General features: G+C 73.3%; 11 protein-coding genes and 1 tRNA gene. 4 read left to right on the plus strand and 8 right to left on the minus strand.

Annotated features, from left to right (window positions below; translation table 11 throughout):
• Nucleotides 1-137 precede the first annotated feature (137 nt).
• Complete coding sequence (locus DEI88_RS11940) at nt 138-1,343, plus strand: aminotransferase class I/II-fold pyridoxal phosphate-dependent enzyme (protein ID WP_111049532.1); 1,206 nt, start codon at nt 138-140, stop codon at nt 1,341-1,343.
• On the opposite strand, the gene DEI88_RS11945 is transcribed toward DEI88_RS11940, so the two are convergent.
• The 4 genes from DEI88_RS11945 to DEI88_RS11960 all read right to left on the minus strand — a co-directional run bounded on the left by DEI88_RS11945 (nt 1,330) and on the right by DEI88_RS11960 (nt 6,762).
• Nucleotides 1,330-2,136, minus strand: coding sequence for a carbon-nitrogen hydrolase family protein (locus DEI88_RS11945; RefSeq protein ID WP_111071411.1), 807 nt, complete (start codon nt 2,134-2,136; stop codon nt 1,330-1,332). The genes DEI88_RS11940 and DEI88_RS11945 overlap by 14 nt on opposite strands.
• A 146-nt stretch (nt 2,137-2,282) precedes the next feature.
• Nucleotides 2,283-2,356, minus strand: a tRNA-Met gene (locus tag DEI88_RS11950).
• An 80-nt stretch (nt 2,357-2,436) separates the two neighbouring features.
• Nucleotides 2,437-5,487: a UPF0182 family membrane protein gene (locus tag DEI88_RS11955; RefSeq protein ID WP_181441160.1), complete on the minus strand. Its 3,051-nt coding sequence runs from the start codon at nt 5,485-5,487 to the stop codon at nt 2,437-2,439.
• A 162-nt stretch (nt 5,488-5,649) separates the two neighbouring features.
• A complete protein-coding gene (locus DEI88_RS11960; protein WP_111071256.1) occupies nt 5,650-6,762 on the minus strand; it encodes a YlbL family protein in 1,113 nt (370 codons plus the stop codon).
• 135 nt (nt 6,763-6,897) lie between these two features.
• Here DEI88_RS11960 and DEI88_RS11965 point away from each other — a divergent pair, with 135 nt between their 5' ends.
• Both DEI88_RS11965 and DEI88_RS11970 read left to right on the plus strand, forming a co-directional pair.
• Nucleotides 6,898-8,259 carry a zinc-dependent metalloprotease gene (locus DEI88_RS11965; protein ID WP_111036484.1) on the plus strand — a complete coding sequence of 454 codons (1,362 nt, stop codon included), beginning with the start codon at nt 6,898-6,900 and terminating at the stop codon, nt 8,257-8,259.
• 81 nt (nt 8,260-8,340) lie between these two features.
• A complete protein-coding gene (locus DEI88_RS11970; protein WP_181441159.1) occupies nt 8,341-9,297 on the plus strand; it encodes a hypothetical protein in 957 nt (318 codons plus the stop codon).
• Here DEI88_RS11970 and DEI88_RS11975 read toward each other — a convergent pair.
• Nucleotides 9,188-10,903: an ATP-dependent helicase gene (locus DEI88_RS11975; RefSeq protein WP_111013632.1), complete on the minus strand. Its 1,716-nt coding sequence runs from the start codon at nt 10,901-10,903 to the stop codon at nt 9,188-9,190. The genes DEI88_RS11970 and DEI88_RS11975 overlap by 110 nt on opposite strands.
• A 79-nt stretch (nt 10,904-10,982) precedes the next feature.
• A complete protein-coding gene (gene nudC / locus DEI88_RS11980) occupies nt 10,983-11,918 on the minus strand; it encodes an NAD(+) diphosphatase (protein WP_111071254.1) in 936 nt (311 codons plus the stop codon).
• Nucleotides 11,919-12,065: 147 nt separating this feature from the next.
• On the opposite strand from nudC, the gene DEI88_RS11985 reads away from it, so the two are divergent.
• Nucleotides 12,066-13,067: a phosphotransferase gene (locus tag DEI88_RS11985; RefSeq protein ID WP_111071253.1), complete on the plus strand. Its 1,002-nt coding sequence runs from the start codon at nt 12,066-12,068 to the stop codon at nt 13,065-13,067.
• 3 nt (nt 13,068-13,070) lie between these two features.
• Here the strand turns inward: DEI88_RS11985 and DEI88_RS11990 are convergent, their stop codons facing one another.
• Nucleotides 13,071-16,361 carry an ATP-dependent helicase gene (locus DEI88_RS11990; RefSeq protein WP_258374905.1) on the minus strand — a complete coding sequence of 1,097 codons (3,291 nt, stop codon included), beginning with the start codon at nt 16,359-16,361 and terminating at the stop codon, nt 13,071-13,073.
• On the minus strand, nt 16,358-19,561 hold the full coding sequence (locus DEI88_RS11995) for a UrvD/REP family ATP-dependent DNA helicase (RefSeq protein WP_111071252.1): 3,204 nt from the start codon (nt 19,559-19,561) through the stop codon (nt 16,358-16,360). Before DEI88_RS11995 ends, DEI88_RS11990 begins: the two co-directional genes overlap by 4 nt.
• Between the last annotated feature and the right edge of the window lie 45 nt (nt 19,562-19,606).

Here is a 19,606-nt window from a genome sequence, read left to right on the forward strand (position 1 = left end):
GTCCTGCCACCCCTGGCAGGACCCTAGGTCGAGCATAAGCACCACCTGAACGTCGTGGTCGTCACGCCCGGACACATCCGTCGCCGGGTGCGCCGCGGCCGTTAGGTTGGACCGACCAGCCCAGAGACGGGAGCAGCATGCGAACCACCGGACCCTGGCTCCGCGCCGCGGAGGGAGCGATGCTGCTCGCCCCGGACGGACGACCCGCCCCGACCGTGTTCGCCGAGATGAGCGCGCTCGCGGCGGCCACCGGCGCCATCAACCTGGGCCAGGGGTTCCCGGACCAGGACGGGCCTGCCGCGGTGGTCGAGGCCGCGGCCGCCGCCGTGCTCGCCGGGGTGAACCAGTACCCGCCGGGCCGCGGCATCCCGGACCTCCGCGCCGCCATCGCCGAGCACCAGCGGCGGTTCCACGGCATCGACCTCGACCCGGAGCGCGAGGTCCTCGTGACGGCCGGGGCGACCGAGGCGCTCGCGGCCACCCTGCTCGCCCTCGTCGACACCGGGGACGAGGTCGTCACCTTCGAGCCGTTCTACGACGCGTACGGCGCACTCATCCGCCTCGCGGGCGGGACGCACGTCACCGTCCCCCTGGTCGCACCGGACTTCCTGCCCGACGAGGCCGCACTCCGCGCCGCGGTCACCGACCGGACCCGGGTGATCCTCGTCAACACGCCGCACAACCCCACCGGTCGGGTCCTGCCGCGCGAGGTCCTCGCGACCATCGTGGAACTCGCCGAGCAGCACGACGCGGTGATCCTCACCGACGAGGTCTACGAGCACCTCACGTTCGGCGTCCCGCACGTCCCGATCGCGACCCTGCCCGGCGCGTGGGAGCGAACGGTCACCGTCTCGAGCGCGGGCAAGACCTTCAGCACCACCGGGTGGAAGATCGGCTGGTTGAGCGGCCCGGCCGCGCTCGTGGAGGCGGCGCTCGCGGTCAAGCAGTTCCTCACCTTCGTGAACGGCGCGCCGTTCCAACCCGCGGTGGCGGTCGGCCTCCGGTTGCCGGACGCCGTGTTCCAGGGTGTGGCCGACGACCTGCGCGTCAAGCGCGACCTGCTGGCGGCCGGCCTCACCGCCGCCGGCTTCGACGTCATGCTGCCGGACGCCACGTACTTCGTCATCGCGGACGCGGCCCCCCTCGGCGCTCCGGACGCCCGCGCGCTCTGCCTGGACCTCCCGCGCCTCGCCGGGGTCGTCGGAGTTCCCGTGACCGCATTCGTCCGACCCGACCACGCGGCCGGCTACCGCTCCCTCGTCCGCTTCGCCTTCTGCAAGCGCCGCGAGGTGCTCGAGGAGGCCGCCGGCCGGCTCGCGGCACTCCGCGCTACCGCGGTGTGACCGCGTAACGGCGCAACGCCAGCGACGGGTTGACCGCCCGCACGCGTTCGACGGTCGCGGTCTCGATCGTCGCGGCCAGGAGGCCCGGATCCGCTCCGAGCCCGGCGACGACGACGCCCGACGGGTCGAGCACCACCGAGTGGCCGACGCCGACCGGGGGTGTCTGCCCGGCACCGACCACGTACACGGTGTTCTCGATCGCCCGAGCCGCCAGCAGTGTCCGCCAGTGGTGCTCCTTGCCCGGCCCCCGGACCCACTCCGCCGGCACGAGCAGGACGTCCGCGCCAGCGACCGCGAGCCGACGGCTGACCTCGGGGAACCGGAGGTCGTAACACGTCTCGACGCCGATCCGTACGCCGCCGCGCTCGAACACGGGCTCCTGCTCCGGATCCCCCGGCTCGATCCACTCCGACTCCCGAGCGCCGAACGCGTCGTAGAGGTGCACCTTGCGGTAGGCGAGCACGACGTGACCGTCGGGGCCGACCGCCACGACCGTGTTGCGGAACCGGTCGGCGTCCGTACCGCGTTCGCTCATGCCGGCGACGATGGTGAGGCCCGTCCTCCTCGCGTGCCGCGCGAGCCCCGAGACGAACGGGCCGTCCAGCGGCTCTGCGGCATCGACGTACGAACGGCCGAGCTCGGGCTCGAAGAACGAGCTGTACTCCGGTGCGACGAGGACGTCGGCACCACGGGCGGAGGCGGCGTCCGCCGCCGCACCGATGGTCGCCACGTTCGCGGCGACGTCGGCGACCGGCGCGAACTGGGCGACGGCGATGGTCAGGGTGGCGGGCACGGTCACGAGCGTAGACACCGGCCGGGAGGCACGCGACCCCACCGACGCGCGACGTCTGCTCCGCCCTCGACCGGGAACGCAGCAACGGGGAACACCGGAGCGCGAACGCAGAAGGCCCGGTCCTGGCGGACCGGGCCTTCATCTTGTTGCGGGGGCAGGATTTGAACCTACGACCTCTGGGTTATGAGCCCAGCGAGCTACCGAACTGCTCCACCCCGCGGCACGGTTCAGAAGCCTAACACGGCCCGGACGAGGACGCGAATCGGGGCCGCTCGCACGAGCGAGCGGCCCCGATTCGGCTCACTTGGAGGAGGAACTCGACGAGCTGCTCGATCCCGTGGTCGCTCCGTTCGACTCGGCCTGGAGCGCGTCCTGCACCGCCTGCTGCAGTCGCTTGTCGGCCTCGGCCGCCGCCACGAGGTCGTTGTCGGCGTAGGCCTGCTGACGGTCCTGGAGCGCCTGGCTCGCGTCCTGGAGCGCCTGCTGGAGGGCAGCGTTCGCGCTGACCGATCCCGCGCCGCTCGATCCACCGGAGCCGCTCGCGCCCGAGTCGGAACCCGTGTCGCTCGAGCCGGATCCGCTGGCTCCGCTGGTACCCGAACCGGTGCCGCTCGAGCCCGTCGACGCGCCCTGGTCGCCCGCCGCGGCACCGGAGTTCCCACCGAACAGCGAGTTGAGCGCGTCGTTGAGGGTGTCCTCGAACGCGATCTTGTCCCCGAAGGCGACGAGGACCTTCTGCAGTAGTGGGTACGACGTGTTCGAGGTGGACTGCACGTACACCGGCTGGACGTACAGGAAGCCGCCGCCGATCGGCAGCGTCAGCAGGTTGCCGCGCTTGATCGTCGTGTCACCCCGCTTCAGGATGTTCAGCTCGGTGGAGACGTCGGTGTCCGCGTTGAACGACGACTGGACCTGACCCGGACCGGGCACGCTGTCGGTCTTCGGGATCGTCAGGAGCGACAGACGCCCGTACGCCTTCGAGCGCTTGCCCTTGCCGCGGCCGCCAGCGTCCGAGTCGACCGACAGGTACCCCGTCAGCACGTTCCGCGCGTTCGACCCCGACTGCTGCGGGATGTAGGTCGAGTAGAGCGTGTAGGCCGTCTGCTCCCCCGGGACCTTCATCGTGAGGTAGTACGGGTCCTGCAGGTCGGCGCTCGAGGTCGTCGTGGTGGTGCCGAGTGCGCTGGTGACCCTCGACGTGGACGAACTCGACGAGCTCGACGACGGGTCCTGCGGCGTCACCCAGGCGTCGTCGCCGGAGTAGAACGAGTTCGCGTTCGTGACGTGGTATGTCCCGAGGATGGTCCGCTGCACCTTGAACAGGTCGGTCGGGTACCGCACGTGGTCGAGCAGCTCGGCACTCATCGACGACATCGGCTGGACGGTCGCGGGGAAGATCTTCTTCCACGTCGTCAGCAGCGGGTCCTTCGCGTCCCAGGAGTACAGGGTGACCTTGCCCGTGTAGGCGTCCACCGTCGCCTTGACCGAGTTCCGGATGTAGTTCACCTGGTCGGTGTTGTACCCGGACGAGGTGGTGCCGTTGATGCTGTCCGACAGGCTCGCGCTCTGGGAGTACGGGTACGCGTCGGTCGTCGTGTAGCCGTCGACGATCCAGACGATCCGGTGGTTGACGATCGCCGGGTAGACGTCCTTGTCGAGCGTCAGGTACGGCGCGACCTTCTGCACCCGCTGGAGCGGATCGCGGTCGTACAGGATCTGCGAATCCGCGTTCACCGCGTTCGACAGCAGGATCTGCTCCGACCCGAACTTGGCCGCGTAGACGAGCCGGTTGAACACGTTGCCGATGCTCGGTCCGCCGTTCGCCTGGTACGTGGTCGTCGCGTTGCTCGCCGCAGCGTCCTCGGCGCCCGAGGGGTAGTCGAGCTCGATCTTCTTCGTCCCCTTGGGCGCCCCGACGATCGAGTACGCGGGCGAACTCTCGCCGAAGTACACGCGCGGCTGGTAGTCCCCGAGGTCGCCCGTCGAGGGGATGCCGGACTCGAGGAACACGGGCTTGCCGTCGCTCGTGCGCTGGTTGCCGTACGCGGCGACGACCCCGTACCCGTGTGTGTACACGAACGTGCGGTTGTACTGCGTCGCCGAGGAGCCGAGCCCGTCCACATCGATGTCGCGCACGGCGATCACGGTGTCCTCGGAGGTGCCGTCGATGTCGTAGCGGTCGACGTCGAGGGTGGAGGGGAACTTGTAGTACTGGCGGTACTGCTGCAGCTGGCTGAACGACTCCGACACGATCGACGGGTCGATGATGCGGATGTTCGCCGTGGTCTGCGCGTCCGACGCGAGCGCTCCGGTCTGCGTGTCGGTCCTGGCGTCGTACGAACGCTCCTTCACTCCCGCGACGTCGTACGCGGACCGGGTCGCGTCGATGTTGCGCTGGATGAACGCCGACTCGTAGCTGCGCTCGCTCGGTGCCACCTGCAGGCGCTGGACGACCCAGGGGTAGATCCCGCCGACGACGATGGCCGACACGAGCAGCAGCGCGGTGCCCACGACCGAGATCCGCCACCGGCCGATGACCGCTGTCACGACGAACAGGAGCGCGACGACGGCGGCGATGCCCGCGAGGATCTCGCGCCCGGGGATGGTCGCGTTGACCTCGGTGTACTGCGCACCCGTGATGAGCGAGTTGTCCTTCGAGAGGGTCGCGTACTGGTCGAGCCAGAGGCTGACGGCCTGCAGGGCCACGTACAGGGCCGCGGTGACGGCCAACTGGACCCGAGCGGTCCGCGAGATCCGGACCTCCCGGCTGCCGAAGCGGAGCGCGCCGTACAGGTAGCTGGCGGCGACGGCGGCGAGTCCGGCGATGAGCACGACAGCGGAGGCGAAGGCGACGAGCGCACGCCAGAACGGCAGGTCGAACACGTAGAACGCGATGTCGAGGTGGAACTGCGGGTCGACGCGGCCGAACGGCGTGCGGTTGAAGTAGGCGAGCACGAGGCTCCAGCGCGGCGCGGTCGCGAGGCCGGCGAACAGTCCGAGGACCGACGGCACGCCGAACATGACGGCGCGGCGGAGCGGTTCGATGACCTGCTGGTAGCGGTCGAGTTGGGCGTTGAGCTTGGCGTAGACCGGCCGGAACCGGTAGGCGACGGCGATGCTGACGTACACCGGCACCGCCATGCCGAGGAAACCGGCGAAGAACATCGCGGTGCCGGCGAGCCACCGGGTGGTGAGGACGCGTTGGAACCCGAGCTGCGCGAACCAGAGGTAGTCGGTGTACAGGCTCGCGAAGACGAAGAACGCGATCACCAGCGCCGCCAGCACGATGATCGTGACGACGATCGGGATCCGCGGCGAGCGCCGCCGGACAGCGGACGATGTGTTCGTCACCAGGTGAGCTCCAGACGTGTCGACACGACGGCGTCGCAGCCGTCGGGACCCTGATCCTATGGGTTCGGGCTGACGATCACGCTGGGCGGAGCGCAGGCTGTGGAGCGTCGGTGGAACCGCCCGGAGCCGCCCCGGCGTGCCATGGACGGCGGCAGACCCCGGTCAGGATCCGCAGCGCGCCAGGTGGGCGGTGCTCGCGCCGCTCCGGACGACGGACAGGTCGTGCACGGCCTGCCGGAGCGTCGACACCGCGTAGACGTCGAGCCCGTCGGGGACGTGTCCGGCGACCTCGTCGCAGTTGCTCTCCGGGGCCAGGAACACCGTCGCGCCCGCCGAGCGCGCACCGTAGAGCTTCTGCCGGATCCCGCCGATGGCACCGACGTCGCCGTCGACGTCGATCGTGCCCGTCCCGGCCACGTGGGCTCCGCCGTTGAGGTGCCCGGGCGTCAGCTTGTCGATGGTCCCGAGCGCGAACATCATGCCGGCGCTCGGGCCACCGACGTCCTGCAGGCGGATCTTCACCGAGAACGGGAAGTCGTAGTGCTGGCTGACGCCGATGCCCAGGAGCACCGCACCGTCGGAGGCCTTCGGTGTGATCGAGACGGTCCGGGTGGCGCCGTCGCGACGGACCACGAGGGTGGCGGCCGTCCCGGCGCCGTTCGCGGTCACGCGCGCGCGGAGGGTGCTGGCGTCGCTGTCGTGCGTCAACGACCTCCCGTTGATCGACTCGATGACGTCGCCCTCGCGCAGGACGCCGTCGGCCGCCGACCGGGGTTCGACCGCCGAGACGGTGAGCGTGGAGCCGACCGTGAACCCCTGGTGGACGAGGGCCGCCGCGACCGCCGCCTGCTGGGAGTCCGCCATGTCGGCGGCGTCCTGCTGGTTCACCTGCTCGGTCGTCTCGCCGGTCGGGTAGATCGCCTCGGCGGGGACGACGGCCTCGGACTTCGTGAACAGCGCACGGATGACGCTGAGCCACGACGGGCGTTCGGTCTGGGTGCCCTCGACGCTCACGGTGAGCATGTCGAGCGCGCCCGCCGTGGGGTAGGTCGGGTGTCCCGACACCCGGATGAGCTGCACCCGCTTCGGCTTCGCCGCGGTGCCCTGCTGTTGCGTGCCGATGGTGTTGAACACCGGGCCCGGCAGTTCGATGACGTACGGGCTCGGCAGCACGGTGGCGAGGAGGGCGAGGACGACCGCGGCGACGACGAGCACCCAGCCGACGGTGCGAGCGCGGGAACGCGGGCGGGCAGGAGCCGGGGCGAAGAGGGTCAACGAGGTCCTTCCGACGGGCCGGTGCTCCGCGCGTCCCGGTCACGGGAGCGCGTGTTCGCCCACGGCGCAGCGCGAACGGGCGTCCGAGGGGCACGTCCCAGGTCCGGGTGCAGGGCAGCGGTTAGCGTAGTGCGCATGGCTGATGATCCGCAGCGGCAACCGGACGACGAGTTCCAGGAGATGCTGCGCCGCCTCCTCTCCGGCGGTGCCGACATCGATCCGTCCCAGCTCGCGGGCGCCGCGGGGCTCCCGAACGACCCGGCCTTCGTCGCCCGGCTGATGGGGCAGTTGCAGGACGCCGTCCGGGGCGGCGGCGACGGCATCGACTTCTCGGCTGCCACGGAGCGCGCGGTCGCGATCGCTCGCGAGGGCGGCCAGGGCGTCGACCCGGCGACGAGCGCCGCGTTGACGCAGGCGTTCCAGGTCGCCGCACTGTGGCTGGACGACGTCACCTCGGTCGCCGAGCTCACCGCGGCGCCGCGCCTCATGACGCGCGAGCAGTGGGCGTCCGCGACGATGCCGGTCTGGAGCCAGATCGCCGAGCCCGTCGCGACGAGCATCGCCGACGCCCTCACCGAGGTCATCGACCAGCAGGCGCCCGAGGAGCTCCGGAGCATGCTCAGCGGTGCCGGTCGCATCATGCGGAGCGTCGGCGGCGCCCTGTTCGCGGTGCAGCTCGGACAGGTCGTCGGGCAGCTCGCGACCGAGGTCGTGTCCGGCGGCGACGTCGGGGTCCCGCTCCTCGACGACCAGCAGGCCGCCCTGGTGCCGCAGAACGTCGCCGCCTTCGCCGAGGGCCTCGACGTCCCCGTCGACGAGGTCCGGATCTACCTGGCGGTCCGCGAGCTCGCGCACGCGCGCCTGTTCCGCTCGGCGCGGTGGCTGCGCCTCCACCTCATCTCCTCGATCACCGAGTTCGCACGTGGCATCCACGTCGACACCTCCGCGATCGAGGAGCTCGCGAGCGGCTTCGACCCCTCGAACGCCGAGGAGCTGCGCGACGCCCTGTCGAGCGGCGCCCTCATCCCCCCGCGGACGCCCGAGCAGGACCAGGCGCTCGCGCGACTCGAGACCATGCTCGCGCTGATCGAGGGCTGGGTCGACGTCGTCACCGCGGCGGCGACCACGCGCCTGCCCCGGTCGGCCGCCATCGCCGAGATGGTGCGTCGACGTCGTGCCGCGGGCGGTCCCGCGGAGTCCGCGTTCGCCACGCTGGTCGGTCTCGAACTCCGGCCGCGGCGGCTGCGCGAGGCCGCGGCCATGTGGCAGCGGGTCGTCGACGAGCTGGGCCCGGAGCAGCGCGACGCGCTCTGGTCGCACCCGGACCTCGTCCCGACGTCCGCGGACATCGACGACCCCGACGCGCTCGTCGCGCGGCTGCGGGACCCGGGCACGGCCTCCGACGACATCGACCGCGCGCTCGAGGACCTGCTCAACGACACGACGGACGACCGTCCGCACGAGTCGCCGGACGGCACGGCGCGCGACGACGACTAGCACTCGTCCACAGGTCCCGGTTCTCCACAACTGCCGGGAGGTCCGGGAACCGTCCGCCCCGGACCGGCGAGACTGCCGGACATGGGCATCCGCATCGATCCGTCGCTCGAGTTCGTCTGGCGCGACCTGCACACGGTGCAGATCGGGGTGGATCCGCCACGGGCTGTGGTCCCCGTCGCCTCCGTGGCGGAGGAGCGCTTCCTGACGTCCCTCCGGCGTGAGACGAGCCGTGAGGCCCTCCCCGCTCTCGCCGCCCAGGCCCGGTGCAGCCCGGCCGCGGCGGCCGGCGTGCTCGCGGCGGTCGCGCCCGTGCTGGTCGACCGGCCGGTCGCACGCCGACGGTGCGTCGAACTCCACGGATCCGGGCCGGTCGTCGACCTGCTGCAGGGGCACCTGCGCGGCGAGGGCGTGACGGTGGCCCAGGCCGATCCTGCAGCGGGGGAACCGCCTGGACCGGCGACCCCGGAGGCCGACCTGGCTCTGGCGGTCGCGGACCACGTCCTCGATCCCGCCCTGCGGTCGGCGTGGCTGCTCCGCGACCTCCCGCAGCTCACCGTCGTCGTCGGCGACGGGCGCGTCCGGGTCGGCCCCGTCGTCGAGCCGGACCGCGGTCCGTGCCTGCACTGCGTCGAGCTCGCGCGGGTGGACGAGGACGATCACTGGCCCACGCTCGCGACACAACTGTGGGGGCGACGCGCCGCGCCGCTGTCACCCCACCGCGCGGCAGCGGTGGCCGCGATCGCGTGCCGCCTGGCGCTCGACCGGCTGGGCACCGGGACGGGCGCCGGACCGATCACGACCTCGGTCACCGACGGCGACGGCGAGGGCGTCGGCGACGGCGACGGCGACGCGTCCGCTGACCGGGACGCCGCCACCACCGGTCACGCGGCTGGCGTGCAGGTGTTCGTCGACCGCGAGACGCTCGCGGTCACGAGCCGGACGCTGCTGCCGCATCCACGGTGCGCGTGCCGAGCGCTGCCAGGAAACGACTCGGCTGACGGTCTCCTCCGCGCCCCGATCCCCGCCGCGCCCACGTGACCGTCAACGATGCCCGCGCCCGCGTGACCCCGACGTAGAACAGGCGGCGCTCCTCGTCGACCTCGGCGTCCGTCGTCGCGTACGAGATCGGCAAGAGGCCCTCCGACGCCCCGACGATCGTCACGTGCGGCCACTCGAGCCCCTTCGCCGAGTGGAGGGTGGAGAGCGTGACGGCCTCGACCTCGGGCTCGTGATGGGTCGCCTCGCGGTCGACGAGGTCCGCCGCGAAGCGCTGGAGAGTGGTGCCAGGCGCGGCCTGCTCAGCGAGGCCCATGATCGCCTGGAGCGCCTCCCACCGGTCGCGCACCGCACCCGCACCGGCGGCATCGGGCGGCGACGCGGCCCAGCCGAGGGACCGCAGGACGTCGGACACGGTCTTCGTCACCGGCTCGTCCGTGATGCTCATCGCCGCACCCCGGAGGAGCAGCACGGCCTGGCGCACCTCGGGCCGGTCGAAGAACCGTGGGCCGCCCTGCACGCGCGTCGGGACACCCGCGCGTCCGAGTGCCGCCTCGAGCGCCGCGGACTGCGCTCCGATGCGGAACAGCACGGCGCACTCCGACGGCCGCGCCCCGCCGGCGATGCGATCGGCGACGCGGCGGGCGACCTCGCGCGCCTCGGCCGCGTCGTCGGCGACCGGGACGACCTCCGGTGGGTGCCCCGGCTCGTCCGTGCGGGCCTCCAGGTCGAGCGCCCCCGGCTGCCCGCGCATGAGCGTGTTCGCGACGTGGACGACCTCGGTCGTCGACCGGTAGTTCCGCTCGAGGCGGACGACCGAGGCGCGGGGGAAGTCGGTGCCGAAACCGAGGAGGTACCGGCTCGACGCACCCGCGAACGAGTAGATCGTCTGCGAGGCGTCCCCGACGACGCACACGTCGTCGCGGTCACCGAGCCACGCTCGGAGCAGGTCGTGCTGCACCGGGGAGACGTCCTGGTACTCGTCGACGACGAAGAAGCGGTACTGCTGCCGGACGTACGACGCGACCCGCGGTTCCGACTCGACCATGCCGAGCGTCGCGAGCAGGACGTCCTCGAAGTCGAGCTGCCGACGATCGTCCTTGAGGTCCTCGTACGCGCGCATGAGGTCGACGACCCGGCGGGGCGTCGTCCCGGTCGGGATCGCGCGATCGGCCGCGGCGGCCTCGTACTCCTCGAGCGTCAGGCGTTGCACCTTCCGCCACTCGACCTCGGCGGCCAGGTCGCGGAGGGCAGCGGTGTCCACACCCATGCCGATCGTGTCGGCCGCGTGCGCGATGAGGCGGCCCTTCGACTCGACGATGCGCGGCGCCGGACCCCCGATGGTGTCGGGCCAGAAGTAGCTCAGCTGGGACATGGCGGCCGCGTGGAAGGTGCGGGCCGCGACCTGACCGGCGCCGAGTGCTCGGAGGCGCGCGCGGAGCTCGCCGGCCGCGCGGGTCGTGAAGGTCAGCGCGAGCACGTGGCTCGGCGCGTACGTCCCCGTCGCCACGCCGTACGCGATGCGGTGTGTGATCGCACGGGTCTTGCCGGTCCCGGCACCCGCCAGGACGGCCACCGGTCCGAGCAGGCGCCGTGCGACGGTCCGTTGCTCCGGGTCGAGCGCCTCGAGCAGGCGTTCGGGGTCCATGGGCGATCTCCCCTCTCGTGCGGTTCGGTCCGGCTCGTCAGCGGGACACCAGGACGCCGGGACGCCGGGCCGATCGACGTCAGGGGACGTCGAGTTCGGCTCCGTACCAGTCCTCGATGATGGCGCGAGCGATCGAGGTCCGACCGGGCAGGTGGACCGAGCGTCCGGCGACCGCCGCGAGGTCCGCACGCGAGAACCAGCGGACGTCCATGATCTCGACACCATCGGGCCGGATCGTCGAGGCGTCCCCGCCCACGGCGCGAGCGCGGAACCCGAGCATGAGCGACGCGGGGAACGGCCACGGCTGGGATCCGAGGTAGACCGGGTCCTCCACGTGGACGCCCGACTCCTCGAAGACCTCGCGGCGCACGGCGTCCTCGAGGCTCTCGCCCGGTTCGACGAAGCCCGCGAGGAGCGAGTACCGGCCGGGCTCCCAGGCGGCGTTCGAGCCGAGCAGCAGGCGGTCCTCGCCGTCGGTGACCCCCACGATGATCGCCGGGTCCGTCCGGGGGAAGTGCTCGTGGCCCTCCGGGTCGCGCCGCACCCACCCCCCACGCTCGGTCGTCGTGGCGCTGCCGGTCCTCGGCGAGAACCCGTGCACCGCGTGCCAGTTCGCCATGGCCACGGCCTCGACCGCGATGCCGGAGTCACGGGCCGAGAGCTCCGTGCCGAACATCCGGAGGTTCTCCCACGCCATGTCGTCCGGCTCGATGGCGGTGGCAGTGGCGTCGTCGACGAAGGCCGCGACGAACCGCGTACCGCGCGGTGCGTCCGGGGCGTCCGCGAGCGCGCGCCCCAGGTACAGCAGCGTGGTGCCCTCGGGGATCGCGGCCGCGTCGACGAACCGCAGGACACCGTCCGGCTCCCGCAGCAACGCGGCGCGGCGGACGGGCAGGAACCGCGTCTCGCGGTCGGCTCGGAGCAGCCGCTCGAGGTCCGGTGTCTCCCGGTACTCGCCGTCGCGGTCGAGCTCGTTCCGGGCGAGCGGCAGACGATCGACGAACTCCTGCGACACGATGCGGTCCTCTCTGCGATGCGCCCGGGCGGACGCCGAGACGGTGGGACGCCAGGCGGGACCGCCGCGTCGAGTACGCGGCGATGATCGTCCGGGAGACAGCGTGGCGTCGGTTCGACACCAGGGCACCGACCTACCCTTGAGGACATGGCGGGTTCCCACTTCACTCTAGCGGCGTTGGCCACCACGGCCGTTCCGGGGCTCGTGGTCACCGGCACCCGGACGCTCGGTTCCGCGCAGGCCGGGGACTACGACTCGGCGGTCCTCCGTGACGCCGAGGGCGAGCAGCTCGTCATCCGACGTCCACGCAGCCAGCGAGCCGAGGGGCGCCAGTCGGCCGACCTCGTCGCCATCCGTGCGCTGAGCACCGGGATCCGGACGCGCCTCCCGTTCGCGGTGCCGGAGTACCGCGGACAGGCGCCCATCGGCCAGACCCGTGCGATCGTGACCACCTACGTGGACGGCACGCACGTCGACCTCGGCGCGCTCGTCGAGCAGCCCGATCTCGCGACCGCGCTGGGCGGCGCGATCGCCGCGGTCCACGCGCTCCCCACGAGCTTCGTGACGGACGCGGGACTGCCGTCGCTGACACCGTTCGAGATCCTCCGCTCGGCGGTGTCGGTGATGGACCGGGCCGTCGCCACCGGGCTCGTGCCGGCGGCGCTCACGGAACGGTGGGAGGGCGCCGCGCGCGACCAACAGCTGTGGCAGTTCACCCCGACGGTGGTGCACGGCGGTCTCGCCGCGGATCGGGTGCTCGTCGTGGGCGACCACGTCAGCGGCGTCCTCGGCTGGGGCGAGCTCCGGCTGGGCGACCCGGCACGAGATCTCGCCTGGGTCCTCAGCGCACGGAACGCGTCCGCCTTCGAGACGGTCATGCACGCCTACACGGCCGGCGGCGGCGCCCGGGACCGGCAGGTGCCGCAACGGGCGCGGCTCTACCACGAGCTCGAGACCGCCCAGTGGCTCCTGCACGGCGTCCAGGTGAAGAGCACCGAGGTCGTGGACGACGCGGTCGCGATGATGCACCGCCTCGTCGACGTGGTGCACTCGCCCCTCGCCCAGCCGCTCCAGGCCGCGTCGCCGGACACGATGGAGATCACCGAGGTGGAGCAGCTGCTGTCGTCGACGGAGCGTCGGCACGCCTGACGATCAGCCGATCGCACGCACCCACGCGCGCTCCAGACCGGCTCGGTCGAGCAGTTCCGCTGGACGCACCTCGAGGTCGTCCGCGACGAAGTAGAAGACCGCGTCGACGTCCTCGACCGGCCGTCCGGTGAACTCCGCGTACGCCACGCGGTAGAGCGCGAGTTGGAGCTGCCGCCGCTCCAGGTCCTCGGCCCCGGACGGCGCGCGCCCCGTCTTCCAGTCGACGATCTCGATCCGCCCGTCGATCTCGTACACGGCGTCGAGCTTGCACACGACGCTGTGCCCCAGGAACGGGATGTGGATCTCGCGCTCCACCTCGACCGGGGTGCGGTCGGCCCAGCGGGACCGTGCGAACGTGGCCTGGAACTCGGCGAGCCGCCGGGCGTCGTCGTCGGACGGGGCAGCGGCCGTGCCGCCGTGCTCGTCGACGTCGGCGTCGAGCTCGCCGTCCCAGGCGTCGAGGGTCTCGAGCGACCCCGACGGCCGGGCCCGGCGCTCGACCCACTGGTGGAACAGGGTCCCGAGGCGGGTCGCCCGGTAGGGCCGCTCCGGCATCGGGCGACGGAGCCGCTCCGCGACCGCGGCGGGTTCGGTCAGGTAGTCCTTGAACCCCGAGGCCGGGATCCGGTGGGGCACGGTCACGACGTGACGGTCGCGGTGAGCGGCGCGTCGCTCGGCGAGCAGGAGGTCGAGGTCGGCCGCGTACCGTCCGGCGGCACCCGGGTGCGCTGCCCGCACCCGGTCGGCGGCCGCCAGGACACGCGCGCCCCGTTCGCCGAACGGCAGGTGGGGCCACGGCATGGTCGCGCCGGAGTCGGCGAGCGGGTTCTCGTCGAACTCGGTCCCCGCCGGGATCGCGTCCGGATCCACGACACCGGCGGCGACGAGGTCGGCGAGGTAACGACTCGGCTCCGTCGGGCGCACGCCGGTCCCCCAGTACGAGCCGGTCACGAGCAGCGCCTGCCGTGCGCGGGTCAGCGCCACGTAGGTGAGCCGGCGCTCCTCGTCGAGGTTGCTGCGCCCGACGGCCTCCTTGAAGGTCGCGATCGCGTCCGCGACCGCCTTCTGGGTCTCGGCACCCCGCCAGGCGAGATGCGGGAGCTCGTCGGCGTCGCCGCGGAACTCGTACGGCAGCCGCCCGAAGCCGAGCCAGCCGGTCGAGCCCTCCTGCGGACGGGCCGGCAGCGCGCCCTCCACCATCCGCGGGACCGCGACGGCGTCCCACTCGAGCCCCTTCGCGCCGTGGATGGTCAGGATCTGGACGGTGCCGGGTTCCGGCTCCTCGCTCCGCGGCCCCATGTCGTCGCGGCGCGCGGCCGCGTCGAGCCAGCCGATGAACGAGCCGAGATCAGCTCGGTCGTCCGTCGCCACGAACCCGGCGAGTTCGTCGAGGAAGGCGTCGAGGTGGTCGGACGCGCCCTGCTCGTGCGCCGCGACCTCGACGTCGAGCCGCATCTCCTGCACCACGAGCGTGACGAAGTCGACCAGGTCACCGCCGGCGCGGGCGCGGAGAGCCGAGAGGGCGGCACCGAGCGCCCGCATCCGGAGTCGCCCCTCGGCGCTGATGTCGGCGGTCGCCCCGTGCTCGTCGGGTGCGGTCGCGACGAAGTCGAGGGCGTCGACGAGCGACCCGTGCTCGCCCGCCGCGACCGAGCCCCGGAACGCGTCCGCGACCGCGGGGTCGAGACGCGCGTGCGTGTGGTCGCGCTCGAACAGCCACCGGCCGACGCGCTGCAGGGCGACGACGTCGGCGGGACCGATGCGCCAGCGTGCGCCCGTGAGCAGGCGGATGAGCTCGTTGCCGGCGGACGGGTCGTGCAGCACCCGCAGGCAGGCCACGAGGTCGACGATCTCCGGCCGCTGGAGCAGGCCGCCGGTGCCGAGCACGCGGTAGGGCACCTCGCGGTGACCCAACGCCGCGGTGAAGGCCGCGAGGTCCTTCCGGGCCCGGAGCAGCAGTGCCATCGACGTGCCGGGTCGCGCCGCCCGGCGGGCGGCGAACCAGTCAGCGACCGCAGCGGCTTCCTCCGGCAGGGTCTCGGGGAACCGTGCCTCGACCGTGCCGACCTCCGCACCCGGTCGGGGGCGGAGTTCCTCGACGCGGACGCGCGCGGCCTCGGTGAGCGGCGCCACGAGGGCGTTCGCCCCGACGAGCACCGACACGGGGTTCCGCCAGCTCGTCGAGAGCGCGTACGTCCTGGGCGATGGGTCGTCCGCGCCGAAGTCCCGGGGAAACCGTGCCAGGTTGGCCGCGCTCGCCCCGCGGAACCCGTAGATGGACTGGTGCGGGTCACCCACGGCCATGACGGGGTGCCCGCGGAACAGCCGCGCGAGGAACCGCGTCTGGACGACCGACGTGTCCTGGTACTCGTCCAGGAGCACGACCCGGTAGCGGGCGCGCAGGTCGTCCGCGACGCGCGGTGCCGCCTCGGCCGCGGCGAGGGCGAGGGCGATCTGGTCGGAGAACTCGACGAAGCCCCGCTCGGTCTTCTGGCGTCGGAACGTCTCCACCAGGTCCACCAGCGGCGCGAGTCCGCCGACGGCCGGCACCGTCCCGACCAGCGCGGCCGACGGCTTGCCCCGGGTGGCGGGGAGCTCGAGCAGCGCGGTGAACTGCTCCGCGAAGCGACGGAGCCGGTCCGGGTCGACCAGATGCTCGCTCATCGCGCCGTTGAGGGCGACGAGCGCCGCGGTGACGGTGTCGACGTTCCGGCCCAGACCCGCCAGGCGGTCGTCCTGCGCGGCGACCACGACGCGTCGCGCGAGCTGCCAGGCCGACGGCTCCGTGAGGACCTGCGACTCGCCGTCACGCCCGACGAGCAGGGCGTTCTCGCGGAACACCGCGTTCGCGAAGGCGTTGTAGGTGGAGACCGTCGGGGCCTCGAAGGCGTCGGCGGGCTCGATCAGCCCGGCGCCCTCGAGCGCGGCGATCCGGTCGTTGATCCGCACGCCGAGCTCACCGGCGGCCTTGCGGGTGAAGGTCAGGCCGAGCACCTCGTCCGGGCGCACCGCGCCGTTCGCGAGCAGCCACACGACCCGGGAGGCCATGGTCTCGGTCTTCCCGCTCCCCGCGCCCGCCACGACGAGCGCCGGCGCGAGCGGCGACTCGATCACGGCGCGCTGCTGGTCGGTGGGGCGAGGCCGCCCGAGGGCGTCGGCGATCGCGTCCGCCGAGTACCGGGCCGCAGGGCGGGCTGCCGCGTGCATCGCAGCCGACGGGACCGCCGCCTCCGCCGATGCCGTCGGCGCGACCTCGGCGTGCCGGTCCTGCTCCGCGGTGGGGACGCCGTTCACCAGGTGACCTCCCCGACGACGTGGATCCGGCACTCGACACCGGTCCGGGCGCGCTCGCAGTGGTCGTCGACGTGGGCGACGAACACCCGCCCCGCCATGCCTTCGGCGACCGTGTGCAGGCGCTCCCGGTAGGACGCGCGGGCATCGTCGTCGAACGCGGGCTGGATCCGTTCCGTGAACGCGTGCCCACCCTGCCCGCTCGCGACGAACACGAGCCGTGCGTCCGACACGGGGACGTCGGCCGGGAGGCCCTCCACCGCCCCGTCGGCGAGCGCGAGCTGGTACGCACCCAGCTGTGCGTGCTCCGGCATGGCGGACTTGCCCGGCATCGTCGTCCCCGTCTTCAGGTCGACGACGCTGACGGTGCCGTCCGGCGCTTCCTCGATCCGGTCGATGCTGCCGCGGAGGCGAGCGGGGCCGGTCACCAGCACGAACGACGCCTCGGCACCGAGGACCCGACGGCCGGCGGCGGCAGCCGTGCGGAGGTAGTCGCTGAGACCCTCGATCATCCGCCGCGTCCGAGCGCGTTCCCGCTCGGCGATCCAGTCGGACTCGAACACGAGCTCGGACCACCGGTCCTCGACGCGGCGCCAGAGCGACTCGACGTCGACGTCGGTCGCGTGCTCCATGGCGTCGTGGACGATCGTCCCGATGCCCATGGCCGGGCTCGGTGCGCCACCGCCGAAGGACTGGGCGAACCAGTGCAGCGGGCACTCCTCGAAGGTCCCGATGCGCGACGGCGACACAGCGACGGTCGGGGGCACGGCCGCCCCGCCGTCCTCCGGCACCACCGGTTCCGCCGTCAGGTCGACGAGGGGTCGGTCGGTGCTCGGCTCGGCGATGCCGTACCACTCGTCCGGATCGGCCCCGGGGACGCCCTCCGCCGCCAGGCGTGCCAGGGCCGATGCCGCTTCCGGATCGCCGGTGGTCACGACCCGTCGGCGCAGGGACCCGGCCATGCCCCGGAGCGAGAGCGGGTGGGGGTTCGGCGTGCGGTCCGGTGGCACCGGGACGAGCCGGAGGAAGGGGCTCGGAGCCTCGTCGTCGTTGGCGATGCTGCCGAGCACCACCTGGGTCGTCGCGCGGGACACCGCCCTGGCGAACAGCCGCAGCTCGTCGGCGACCACGGCGGCGCGCTCGTCGGTCGGTGTGCGCTCGATCCCGGCGGCGGCCCGGACGAGGCCGTCGGGGTCGAGCAGGCTGCCACGGACGCGGGTGTTCGGCCACACGCCGTCCTGGAGTCCGAGCACCACCACGACGTCGCACTCCACCCCGATGGTCGCGAGCGGCGTCACCACGCGGACCCGGCCGGCGGTCCGGTCGGGTCCGATCGTGTCCTCGGGCAGGTCGGCGCCGAGCAGGTCGTCCACGAACACACGCGCCGGGGCGTCCGGTGTGCGTTCGACGAACCGCTTCGCCGCCGTGAACAGACCGACCACCGCGTCGAGATGCCGGTCCGCCTCGGCCGCGCCGACACCGCCGGCGGCCGACTGCCCGCCCCACGTGCGGGCGAGTCCGCTGCGCTCCCACAGCCCCCAGAGCAGTTCCTCGATGCTGGCGCCCCCGGCGGCATCGCGGCGCGCCCGCTCGAGGCTCGCCGCGAGGCGTCCGGCTCGGCGCGCGAAGCCCGCGTCGATCGTCGTGAAGCGGTCCGGGCCGGAGAGCGCCTCGACCAGCAGGTCGTCCGCGGGACGCGTGCCCCCGGCGGCGAGCTCCTCGCGGCGCAGGGCGAGCCGCAGCCGCCGTACCGCGAGGGCGTCGAGGCCGCCCAGCGGCCCGGACACGAACGCGGTGGCGAGGGCGGGGTCGAGCGCGCGGACCCCGAGGGCGACCGCCGCCGCGTCGATGAGCGCCCGAGCGGCGACGTCGTCCCGCGGGCGCGCCGGAGCACTCGCGGCGGTGGCGGGGACCTCGGCAACGGCCAGGGCGCGGACGAGGTCCGGCACGGCTGCCCCGCTCCGCGTGACGACGACCATGCGCTCCCACGGCACGCCGTCGAACAGGTGGTGTTCCCGCAACCGACGGGCGACGGCGGCCACGAGGCCGGCGCGGCTCGGAGCCTCCAGGTGCACCACGGCGTCGGCCCGGTCGTCCGCACCCGCGGCGGCCGCCACCCGCTGCCGCCCCGCGGCCGCAGCACCGATCCGGGCGGTGACGGCGCTCACGAGCGCCCGGATCGCGGGCGGGTGTCGGTGGACGGTGTCGAGCACGACCTCGTGCACGGCCGGCACGCCGAGCCGGACCGCCAGGCGGCCGAGCACGTCGGGCTCGGCGCCGCGGAACGCGCTCGAGGCGATGTCCGGATCGCCGAAGGCGACGATCCGCACGCCCCCTCGGGCGAGCGCACCGAGGAACGCGACCTCGCCCTCCACGAGTTCCTGGGCGTCGTCGACGAGGACGTGGCGGAGCGCGGCGACCGCGGGCGGCACCTCGCCCCGCGCCACGGCCGCGGTGGCGAACGCCACGAGTTCCGCCGCGTCGAGCGCGGTCTCGCGGTACGCCGTGACCGCCGCGCGGTACTCGTCGACGAGGTCCCCGACGGCCGCCCACTCCGGGCGCCCGTGGTCGCCTGCGAGTTCGCGCATGTCGTCGGGCTCGATGCCGGCGGCAACCGTGCGCATCATGACGTCGCGCAGCGCGGTCCGGAAGCCGGCACGTTCGCGGACGGCAGGGGTGATCGGATCGGGCCAGGCCGGGCCGGTGCCGTCGACGGCGTGCCCGGCGATGAGGTCGGCGAGGACCGCGTCCTGTTCCCCACCGGTCAGCAACGTCGGGGCCTCCTGCCCGACGAGCGCTGCGGCGTGCGTGACGACCTGGAAGGCGAGCGAGTTCACGGTCCGGGCGAGCGCGCCGGGCACCACGCGGTCCGCGGCCGCCGCCAGGCGGTCCCGCAGGGCGGTGGCGGCCGGACGCGACGACGTCAGGGTCAGGACGCTCGTGTACCCGTCGGCGCTGACGCCCCCGGGCTCGGACAGCAGGTGGGCGACGAGCTGCGCGAGCACCGTGGTCTTGCCCGTGCCCGGCGCACCGATCACGGCGGCGCACGTGTCGTGCGGCAGCGCGAGCACGGACCGCTGCGCGGGGTCCAGGAGGACCGGGGCGACGACCACCGCGGCACCCGCCCGCCCGCGACCGGTCAGCCCGGCGTCGCGCAGGACGGCACGGCGGGGCGCACTGGTCGTCGAGGTCGCGGTCGGCACGCCGTCACGCTACCGAGGGCCGCCGACACCACCGGGACGGCGCGC

It is taken from the genome of Curtobacterium sp. MCBD17_003 (genome assembly GCF_003234885.2).
Lineage (GTDB): Bacteria > Actinomycetota > Actinomycetes > Actinomycetales > Microbacteriaceae > Curtobacterium.

Coding starts and splice junctions, on each gene's coding strand:
- DEI88_RS11940 (WP_111049532.1), top strand. CDS start 138: ATGCGAACCACCGGACCCTGGCTCCGCGCCGCGGAGGGAGCGATGCTG.
- DEI88_RS11965 (WP_111036484.1), top strand. CDS start 6,898: ATGGCTGATGATCCGCAGCGGCAACCGGACGACGAGTTCCAGGAGATG.
- DEI88_RS11970 (WP_181441159.1), top strand. CDS start 8,341: ATGGGCATCCGCATCGATCCGTCGCTCGAGTTCGTCTGGCGCGACCTG.
- DEI88_RS11975 (WP_111013632.1), bottom strand. CDS start 10,903: ATGGACCCCGAACGCCTGCTCGAGGCGCTCGACCCGGAGCAACGGACC.
- DEI88_RS11985 (WP_111071253.1), top strand. CDS start 12,066: ATGGCGGGTTCCCACTTCACTCTAGCGGCGTTGGCCACCACGGCCGTT.